Genomic DNA, 9928 nt, shown 5'->3' with positions numbered 1-9928 from the left:
GTGGACAGCGGGTAATAGATCATGGGCTTGTCGTAGACCGGCAGCAGCTGCTTGGAGGTCACGAGCGTGAGCGGGTACAGTCGCGTGCCGGACCCGCCCGCGAGGATGATGCCTTTCATTTAATCTGTCCTCTACAATCGAAATGCGCTTTAGATCGAGTGATAAATAAGACTTGGGTATCCTATTTTGCTAAACCCCCTCATTCTTAACGAAATAGGCAAGGTAATGACTGCGGAATATGGCTACCTGAATTGCCCCTTCCATTTTTCAATGCTCGACCAAGGGAGATTGATTCCGGTTATTTCAGGTTGGTTAATCCAATCAGCCATTTTGAGTAAAAAGTCATCTTCTCGTTCGAAAACAGGAAGTCCGGTATCTTCACCGATGATCGCGTGCCAAATGTTGGTAATGGACTCACTTTGCTTCAACGCTATGAAAAGCGCCAGTATCGAAAATCAATTTATAATCCCACAATGATGTGAATTCGTTCGGGCAAATAACGACCGCAAAGTGATACAAGCGAATAAGATCCGGCAAGAGTTAGCGCCCAAACAGCAAATGTCGAAACACCAAGTGGAATGACGAATAATCCAAGCAGTTTCCAAACGGCCTTGAGAACAAGTATATGGCAGAGGTAGATTCCAAAAGAGGCGTTCCCAAGGTCAACAAGCAAAGTAGAAGATAATCGCGACTTGAATGATCCCGGAACCGCCATAAGAAGCGCGATCACAGCTAAAGAGGTCGCGGCAGAACCGAGCTTAAGCTGAGTTGTGGCCATATTGAAATCGCCAGTCAAATACCACCAGAAGCCTGCGACCTCCTGAATTATTAAAAATATAAAGAGCACTGCAACAAGCTGAGTGGTTCGTCCTTCAATGAGCGCAGCCCAACGCCTCCAGTCGAGACCGAAAACATAAAAGATGAGCCACATGGGGCAGAAAACCTGTATTAGAGGCAATGCGATACCGGCAACGGCAGCGAGCTCCCTTAGAAGCAAGCAAGCCGGTGTCACACAATAGACAAAGAACCTATACCGTGAAAGGAGCCTGAACAGTACCGGAGTAAGCAGCACAAGCTGTGAATGGACCAATAGATAGTACATCTGAGCCGATACGGAGCCCACGGCGAACGCCAGAAACCCAGACGCCCATGAAGGGCGGGAAACGCCGCAAGATAGATAACGCTCCAGAACGCATAAGGTCCGGCAACCTTGCTAATGCGGCGTCGAAGACCCCCCCCCGCATTAAATTTGCGCTCGTCGGTAAGAACACCGGATAAAAACAAGAACAACGCAACAGAAAAGTTGAGGAATGGGCGAATGGCGACCGACGCGGCACATTGAGGAAGACAGTGGATAAGCACCACTGCGGAAATCGCAAGCCCACGAAGAGCTTGAAGGTAGCGATCCTTGGCCATCTAGGCTCTCCTTCCAACGAGTCTCTTTAGTCGTCGTTTAATACCACCAAGCTTGCCGCGGACACGCTGCCAGAGAGTGGGACGGAAATCCCACTTGTCCATGAGATCTGGGATGGAAAGCCCGGCAGACACGTCGTTCAAGAACTCGTCGCGCTTTGGATAAGGCGTGACAGAATGGACGAGGCTAGGGTTGCCCGCGATTACCCCATCAAGCGTCGCCGGACCGTTTGCAGTAAGCCCAGAAATAGCCTCGAATGCCCGCACGCCCTTCTCGGTATTGCATAGGACGGCAGATACGCCCTTGGAGTTGTCGACCTCGGGATGGGTATTCTGGAACCCCCAGAAATCACCGAGCGTGATATCGGCGCCGCTGGAGCGCTTTGCTGGACATGCCAGACAGGACGAACGAAGGCTCGCATTGGCCAGAAACGCTTTCATGTACCAGTCTTTGCCGAATATCTGGGACTCGGTGTCCCCGGTGTTGTCTTTCTCCGCTATGTGCTTGTACATAGCGGAGAAAGACAACCATCCGGTTGTCTTACTCCGCATATTGACGTCGCAGACGTCCGACCCGAAGGCCTCACCACGGTAGTCGACCCAGCGCGACCAGAGCTCTGGAGACGGAACACCGTGGCAGATGACGTCGACGCCGAGGAAGAGGTCAGAGTCGGCGAGTTTCCCCAGGTATGAGCGCATGCCAGCCACCTGGCATGCAGTACCGGCAAAGAGCGCCGGCCTGCCTTCACGCAGGGCAGCGCGGACGCCCTCGAAGACGCCGCGGCCAACCGCGCTCTGAACGTATTTCGAGCGCATAACGGCGCCGAGCGCCGGCCTGTCCTCCACGAGCACGTGACGAAGCTCGCGGCAACCGTCCGTCCACGCGGCGCCCGCCACAACACCGCCGCGCGAGAGAGCGTCACCGGCGAGTAGACCGAACACGCCGCCCGACGACGATCTATCGAGCAAGCCGACGTCATGAGCCTTCGCCCAGAGGGCGAACTCGCACCCGTCCTCCCCAGGGGCGTTGAGCGCCGGGCATACGGCGTCGCACGCCCCGCAGCCTACGCACCCGGAGGCGTCGACGGTGGGGTGTAGGAAGCCACAATCATCGGGTTCCATGGAGATGCATGACTTGGGGCAGCGGGCAGCGCACGCGCCGCAGCCGCAGCAACGGTCGCCAAGCGAGACGACCCTCGGGGATTTCTCGGAATCATTCATGATGGACCCTATCTAAGGAACGGGAGACGAGAGACGACCGCGATACGTTCGTCCTTCGTTAGGACGGCGAGCCAAAGGGCTATGGCGAAAAGCGCGCTGTAAACGGCGCCCCACTCGAGGAACGCGGGCCATCCGTTGACGGGCAGGACCGCCGTGCCAGCGAGGCAGGCGACGGTGACGGCAGCCCAGGCGAGCAGCACCGGCAGGTTCCGCTTCCAGAAAAAGAGCATGTCGAGACCGACCCGCTTCTGGTAGTACCAGTTCATCCACAGTCCGTTGCCGAGCACGATGCTGACGACATAGGCGATCGCGGGGGCCCACGGCCCCAGCGCCGGGGCGGCCGTGGCGGTGAAGGCAACGTTCCCGACCGCCATCGCAAGGTAGACGAGACTCCTGGCGTGGTGCATGTTCTTGGCCCTCTGGATCTCGATGCCGACGTTCTGACAGAGGGGCACCATGACGGGTAGCGTCATGGCGAGCACGAGCCAGTAGGCCTCGGCGAAGCCCGGGCCCGCCCACCTCGTCACGAAAAACTTCCCGAGAATAGCGAAACCTCCGTACACCCAGCAAAACAGTACCATCTGGTAGCGGCCCACGCGCGTCATAAGGCGAGTGAGCTCGGCGTTGTCGTCCGAGGTGGCGACGATGCGGTTGACCTTCGGAATGAAGACGTTCGACATCGTGGTGGAGAGCGAGTAGAAGACCTGGCGGATGTTCACGGCCACCGCGAACAGAGATACCGCAGTCGCGCCCGAGATGGCCCCCAGCATGATGTTGGGCACGCTCTGATTGACCATCTCGCAGACCTGGTTACCGAAGATCCAGGCACTGAAGGCGGCGATGCCGCGCATGACGCCCCAGTCGGCACCCCTGAGCTCGAAGCGCATGCCCAGCACGACGATGGCGTAGCGCGCGTTGAGGGCGAGCAGGACGAGGTTCACCGCGAGCTGTGCTAGGGCAACGCCCACGGGCCCCATACCGGCGGCCAGCAGGGCCCAGGCGCACAGCGGCGTCGCAAGCGTGGTGACGAGCTGCCTGGTCTGCTGGTAGACGAAGCGCTCGTGCGCCGTGATGTAGGAATTGAACACGACGGTGAACAACGTCGAGGCGACGTTGAGCGTCATGATGGCGAGCAGCTCCCGGGCGAGCGAGACCTGCGCCTCGGTGAACCCGGCCGAGAACACCGCGCCGGCGTTTGCGGAGAAGCCCATGCCGAGGGCGACCGCCGCGGCTGTGACGGCGACGTAAAGCGTGAGGTACATGCCGTTCAGGTGCCGGATGTCGCGCTCGCCGCCGTGCGCCACCGTCTGCGTGTAGAAGCGCACGTAGGCCTCGGAGAAGCCGAAGGACAGGAGCGTCAGCGAGAAGACAAAGGAGTTCGAGCTCTGGAAGACGCCGTAGTCCGCCTGCCCCACGTAGGACAGTAGCATCGGCGTGTAGACGAGGTTGACGAGGTTCTTTGCGAGGATGTTGGCGTAGCCGAGGAGGGCGCCCGCCTTACGCTGGCTAGCCACGGGCGGCCTCCGAGGGAATGCTCAATCCACATCTATCGAGGAATTCAACAACGATCTTCCTCTGAGCTGCCAACCTGTCATACGCCTTTGAATAGTCACTCTCGAGCAGTTCCGAATTACATACGGAAAGAATTGACCGCTCAACGAAAGAAACACCCAGCTCGCTGGCTAGCGTGTCGAATCGGCTGCTCATGTCTGGACCAGTGGACTCACGAGGGCAATAAATCAGCGGCTTCCCGAACAAGATCGAGAAAATTGATCCGTGATATGAATCTGTCGCTACAAGTTTTGCGTGACGGACGGCATAGAGGAACTCTGAAGGCCCGAGGGCGTAGTAGCGCGCATCCCCTAGTAAATCGACCCTCTTGCAGCTAAGTGAATCACAGATTTCGGCAACCCTCTCTTCGTAAGCTGCACTCCCGAGGAAGTACGTCAATACATAATCATTTGGAAGCCCGCAGTGCGGCTCTTTTTCATACCTTTCCCACCAGGAGCCGTCAAACATCAGTGTTGGGTCAATCAACACCTCGGCCTTTAAGCCGTACAGACTGTTTATAAGCTCGGCGCTCTTCTGCTCACGAACGGACAGCCTATCAAACCCGTCGAAATAGCCGTGGAACAGCTCACGCTTCTCCTCGGGAATCGTCGGAGCTGCCAAGCTTGGCGAAAAAGCAATGCGCTTTTCTCTTGGCGAAAACGTGAGAAACATAGTGGAGTTAGCGTCAGGGGAATACGGAGACCAAACTTGGTCGCTCCCAGCAACGAAAAAGTCATAGGATTTAATGTCACGTGGAGGGTTGGAATCAGATATAACCTCCCGGCTAAAGGAAATGTTACGGGAATTGAAATCCTCAAACGAACGATGCCTCTGGATGTGGGCAACGGCAAGCCCCTTTGGAATGAGCGAAGCCAAAGACTTGAGCTTGTATTTGGCAGATCTCGAGTCCTTCTGTCTGAACGTAAGGACATCTGCACCCGAGAGTTTGAGAGTTTCTTGGACAGCAAGGTTCTGGAGCCTCTGCCCATAGTTGTCCCCATGCGTAAATGTGGAAATGCCTATTTTCATGTTCAAACCTGTTCTTCGTCTCTATCAATAATCAAATAGTCTGCAGCCGAGGAATTCCACGACCAAGCCAGCGCTCCACAGAGCAGCAGTAGGCACAAGCAGCAGTTCACCCTTGTAAAGCACTGCGTATACAGAAAGGTAATAAGAATTGTTAGCAAAAGGAGCAAACGAACAATCCGGCCATTAGATCCTTTTTCCTGCTCTATAAACTCACTAACCACGGAGTGGAAAAACGCTACATACGCTGCCGTCTCCCAAACCCCCATGAGAATCAAGAAAGACCCCATATCCGCTTGACCAAAGTGGTTAAACGACATGAACCCGGACGCGTAGAAGCTTGAGGCTCCAAGACCTTCTCCGAGACTCCATGTAGCCGGTCTCAAGAGAGCGAAGCCGATGATAGCAATCCTCTCGTTACTGCCGTCGGCAGCAGTACCGACGGAAGCTGAACTGCCAACCATATCGAACAGACCAAACACTTGCGTATCCACGAGGATCTGGAACGCAGGCACCAAGGCGTATGCAATTGTCAGGATAAAATACAAGGCGACAAGCCAAAAGAAGGGACCCGAAACATCCGCTTCTCCTCTCATGACTGAAATAAGCCAGAACATCACTAAAACGAGAGGAAGGATTATGAAGAGCGCCTTATTATCGTTGAGTGTCGCAAGATAGAAGGACAGGACGATAAGGCAGACGTTGTAAGCGATGGCAAGGGTTGGCCAGAGAGGACCCCGAAGCCTCCTAATCCAGACGAAGTTGTAGAGCACGACGAATGAAGTGTAAAGGGCCACCGCATGGACGGACGCATAAGAGAACAGGCCGGAGATATTGTCCTCGAAGTAACTGATGTCGTTCGTTGTCGCGGCGATCATCCCATGGGTAGAGTACTGGATAAACATGATCGCCATATTGAGAAGCAATATGGCGTTGAAGACCGGAAAACCTGCATCAAAGAGTCCAAGAAGAAAATCCCTCTTGTTAGTGACCAAAAGAAAGAAGTAAAGCGTATAGACAAACGGGTAGAGGAGCAGCAAAATATTCGCCCTAAACGTTTCCATATTGCCACCCAAGAGGGCACCAGACAGCCACCCTGCAACGGTAATCAGCCCAAGTAGTAGCGCTCTACCGCTATATTTCCATCCGGAGAAGAGCGCCCTCACGCAAATCATGCCGGTAATTACCCAGTTGAGGTATCGCCCCAGACCATAGTACTCAAGGAAGAAAACCTGCGCCAAGATACCTATAACGATCGTCGCATCCGCCAGGTCACCCATGCAAACGGTTAGAACGCCTTGCTTATTAGGGAGATACCAACGACCTCTTCGACCAGCCCGCTCCTCCGCTTTATTTATAACGAGCCTCGCATGCCTATGATCTTGCATTGAGTACCTCCAGCAGCAAACGTTCAATCAGCCTCGTGTGCATGTGAACTCCCGTGTTGAGACCTACCGAGGAGCATGGAAGCAGGTCTACGATCTCATCTGAATCGACAAGATCGAGCGGACCAGGCTTTCCGCTCCTGAAACGATTGACCTCCCTGATAAGCCGGCTCTTATCCCTAAACAGCCCGATTAGCTCCTCCTCGTTATTCAGCACCAAACCGGACCCATGCTCAACGACAAAGTCGGCGACATTGCCTGCACATGCACTCGAAATCGTATAAGCGTTTGCGGAGTAAGATTCCATACAGGTGTAGCTATAGGTCTCTGGACAAGATGGCCACATGACAACGATGGCAATCTCGCACTCCCTGAGAGAGTCGGTCATGGCATTTGGGTGCTTCTCATCAAATTCGACAAACCGCTTGTTCATCCCTGGATACATATCGTTCGAGCTGTTGAAGACGAAGAACTCGTACTCTTGTTCATCGACCGCAGATACGAGGCGAAGCCAGGTCTCCCAGCCCTTTGTCTTCCTCGGCATCCCCAGAAAGGCAACCCTGATGCGCTCCCCTGCGTTCAGAGGACGTCTGTTGCCCAGATACTCTCCAAGCAGCTTTTGGTGCGGTATTACATCAACAAGGCCCTCGTATTGGGGCCTGAATGAGAGAAACCGATTCTTCGTATAGGTCGAAGGTGCAACAAAACGGAGATTTTTGATGGAGTCAAACAGCCCTTGGATCTTCGACTCCACACGAAGGCTGTTACTGAAGTGGGGGCATTTCTCGCAGGGAGCGTCGCCGAGCCTTGAGCTGTCACAAAAGCCGCTCCTATTTTGGAGGTTATAGCTTGTACAACACAGGTAATAGTCGTGGAGAAAGGCCCTGACCGGTGTTTTGCCTGTAACTTTTAACAGTTCGGAGACTTTCTCAAGGCTCACGTACAGAAGGTGGTGGATATGAAGCTCAAGAAGGCTGAAGCCGCTTTTTTGCCAGCTGCAAAGGGCCTCGCACACCTGGGCAATACTGAAAACACCAGCCTCCACCCCGTCGACCGTAACCCCGAATTCGCAAAATAGCATCTGGTCGTCCCTGAACAGGGTCTTCTTAACCGAGTGGAGATAGACGTAACTTATGCCGTGCGACGCCATGGCCTGCTGACTCGCCATAATAGCCTTTGGGGTGCCGGTCTTGTCCTTGAGATAGTCGCAAAAGGCAAGCGCTAGGACGTACCCACTATTGTGCGGTTTGGGGATGCTTTTACTCATATCATCGCTTCCCAAACAAGAGGAGAGATCTATTGAAAAGGCCCTCTTGTAGACTGCCGAAATTCAGCCTCGAAGAGAAAGAAACCCTGCACCTAGCCATGAAAGAAGCGTCCATTTTCGATACCAACTCTCCAAGAGCACGCTCTGGAGGAAGAATGCAGTCGGAATAAGTTGAAAGAAGTCCAGTAACTTGCTTTGCAAGAGTAATCTCTCGCGGATGACAAAAACTATTGATTTTCTCAATCACTTTAGATGGTAAATCAGTACTCACACCGACCACATTACGACCATGCTGGCGATATCCCATATGAGGAGAAGCATCGAAAACAATCCGATAACCCAGCAGCACGCATAGATTAGCTATCAGCTTATCATGCATGATGACGGGATGGGGCAGCTCATGCAAGCAAACAACTTCCCAAATACGCCTATCAAATACTTGCGTACATCCCATAGGTGACCCAATGCAAAGCTGGTTGAGAGGGTCGTTATCTCGATAAGATATGCACCTTTGTTGCCCATAGGTTAACCGGCCCATCTCATTACCAGCTGAATCTACAAGTCTTGAATTGCAATGATAAAGAGCCGAATTCTCCTGCTTCTTAAGCTGTTTAATCGCAGTTATCAGTTTATCGCTATCCCAAATATCATCTTGGTCGGAAAATGCATAGTAATCAGCTTCGGGAGCATTCCGCAACAACGTCAAAAACCCTAAAGCAGGTCCTAGGTTTTCTCCTGTTAACAAAGTCAGACTGCCCTCATCTGCATAGCGCTGCAGAAGATCACGAGTACCATCAGATGACCCGTCATCACGGACAAAAAGACGTACGTCAACTTCAGCCTGCGAGAGAATGCTGTCAATTTGTTCTGAAATAAATGGGATGCCGTTGTATGACGCCATTAATACGACGCACTTTGGCACCTTGGAATTACTCAACATATGGATTACCTTATCATTAATGCCTAAAGCAAACGCTCTCGATGTGTTAACCCCTGAGCAAACCCAGTGCAAGCAGTATATCCTTGACCAAGTACTTGGCGCAGTCTTTTGGCCTCGCCCTGAGAACGAGTCGGTTAACCCGTACCCCGTTACGAAAGCCGTCCATAAAGGTATTTCTTTCTATAGGCTTCGTCGAAGGACGTTGAAGCTGTTCATTGTTGGCCACAGCTAGACCAGGATCAACCGGCAAAAGCTCAAGGTCCGTCATTTCTAACAGTTCTCGACCCTTGTCTGTCTGCACAAGTGCGAGGGATATCCCGTTCGCGACCTCATCAGAAAGCTCGCTACCCCATGAATCGCCAAGCGTAATATCGGAGACACGATCACCCTTGGCGTAGCGGCAGGAGTAGCAGCCTTCCGTATACGGTAAACCCGAGAGGAAAGCAATCGAGTAGCGATCGCGGACACCCGTCCTACCCACAGTTTCAGCTCCGCGATAGCGGAGCTGAAACTGGACTTTCTTTCGAAAGTCCAGTATCAGCTCATTAGACAGGTTGTTACCTGTCTCTTCCAAGAATCGGCTCAGGACCTTGGGGGACGGTGAACCATGACAGATAAGGTCGATGGTGTAAAGGGAATCGGCTAAACGGCTTCCAACGAAGTTACGCATCGCAGCAACCTGACAAGGAAGACCGATAAAGAGAACCCTTTGACCACCTTGCAGGGCCTCCCTAACCTCGCGGTACGCACCAAGCGGATTGCTTTTGACGTATTTGGAGCCTTGGGCCCTCCTCAAATAATCCGCATCAGAAGTGAGGTGGAACCGGAACTCACCGCCCTCCTGTGCACATGAACACACTAATCCATTTGACGCCACAAACGCCTCCGAGATGGCCGTAGCCAGACCCCCGGACGAAGATGACATCCTGAGCGATGTATCTTTCGCCCACCCCTGTAGCCACTCGAGAGGACGCAACGAAGATGGGGATACCATCTGGGGACACGTTTTCTCGCACAGTCCACATCCCACGCACCTTGTAGGATCAATACGGGCGTTATACGCCTCAATCGTATCCTCAATGGCAATCGCTCCATGTCGGCATGAATCGACGCAGGCCATACAGC

The 9928-nt window shown here is 53.5% G+C and carries 9 protein-coding genes and 2 pseudogenes; all 11 read right to left on the bottom strand.

Annotated elements, in window-relative coordinates; all coding sequences use genetic code 11:
• Positions 1-119 (bottom strand): sugar phosphate nucleotidyltransferase (locus ACESWY_RS07915; protein ID WP_373093674.1); only part of this gene is annotated, 119 nt, incomplete at its 3' end.
• A 341-nt stretch (positions 120-460) separates the two neighbouring features.
• Positions 461-1189 carry an acyltransferase family protein gene (locus ACESWY_RS07910; protein ID WP_334203753.1) on the bottom strand — a complete coding sequence of 243 codons (729 nt, stop codon included), beginning with the start codon at positions 1187-1189 and terminating at the stop codon, positions 461-463.
• Positions 1174-1416: pseudogene (locus tag ACESWY_RS07905) on the bottom strand (acyltransferase family protein); the annotation flags it as partial. The pseudogene ACESWY_RS07905 and the gene ACESWY_RS07910, both read right to left, overlap by 16 nt.
• Positions 1417-2634 (bottom strand): Coenzyme F420 hydrogenase/dehydrogenase, beta subunit C-terminal domain, encoded by a 1218-nt coding sequence (locus ACESWY_RS07900; RefSeq protein WP_118225747.1) that lies wholly within the window; start codon positions 2632-2634, stop codon positions 1417-1419.
• 8 nt (positions 2635-2642) lie between these two features.
• A complete protein-coding gene (locus tag ACESWY_RS07895) occupies positions 2643-4148 on the bottom strand; it encodes a lipopolysaccharide biosynthesis protein (RefSeq protein WP_373093624.1) in 1506 nt (501 codons plus the stop codon).
• Positions 4141-5214 (bottom strand): polysaccharide pyruvyl transferase family protein, encoded by a 1074-nt coding sequence (locus ACESWY_RS07890; protein ID WP_117774364.1) that lies wholly within the window; start codon positions 5212-5214, stop codon positions 4141-4143. The genes ACESWY_RS07895 and ACESWY_RS07890 overlap by 8 nt, the downstream gene beginning before the upstream one ends.
• A gap of 2 nt (positions 5215-5216) precedes the next feature.
• Positions 5217-6491, bottom strand: coding sequence for a hypothetical protein (locus ACESWY_RS07885; protein WP_117774365.1), 1275 nt, complete (start codon positions 6489-6491; stop codon positions 5217-5219).
• Positions 6492-6585: 94 nt separating this feature from the next.
• The gene (locus ACESWY_RS07880) at positions 6586-7863 is read right to left on the bottom strand and encodes a glycosyltransferase family protein (RefSeq protein ID WP_373093625.1); all 1278 of its coding nucleotides are present in this window, start codon (positions 7861-7863) and stop codon (positions 6586-6588) included.
• Between the two features lies 1 nt (position 7864).
• Positions 7865-8803, bottom strand: a complete 939-nt coding sequence (locus ACESWY_RS07875) for a glycosyltransferase family 2 protein (RefSeq protein WP_117774366.1) — start codon at positions 8801-8803, stop codon at positions 7865-7867.
• 46 nt (positions 8804-8849) lie between these two features.
• On the bottom strand, positions 8850-9680 hold the full coding sequence (locus ACESWY_RS07870; RefSeq protein ID WP_233540610.1) for a Coenzyme F420 hydrogenase/dehydrogenase, beta subunit C-terminal domain: 831 nt from the start codon (positions 9678-9680) through the stop codon (positions 8850-8852).
• 117 nt (positions 9681-9797) lie between these two features.
• A pseudogene (locus tag ACESWY_RS10300) lies at positions 9798-9923 on the bottom strand (4Fe-4S binding protein); the annotation flags it as partial.
• Positions 9924-9928 lie beyond the last annotated feature (5 nt).

The sequence above is a fragment of the Collinsella aerofaciens ATCC 25986 genome (assembly GCF_964237925.1).
In the GTDB taxonomy this organism is placed as follows: domain Bacteria; phylum Actinomycetota; class Coriobacteriia; order Coriobacteriales; family Coriobacteriaceae; genus Collinsella; species Collinsella aerofaciens_BJ.
Note: the sequence above shows the minus strand (reverse complement) of the source record. Positions and strands in the feature narration are given on the sequence as shown.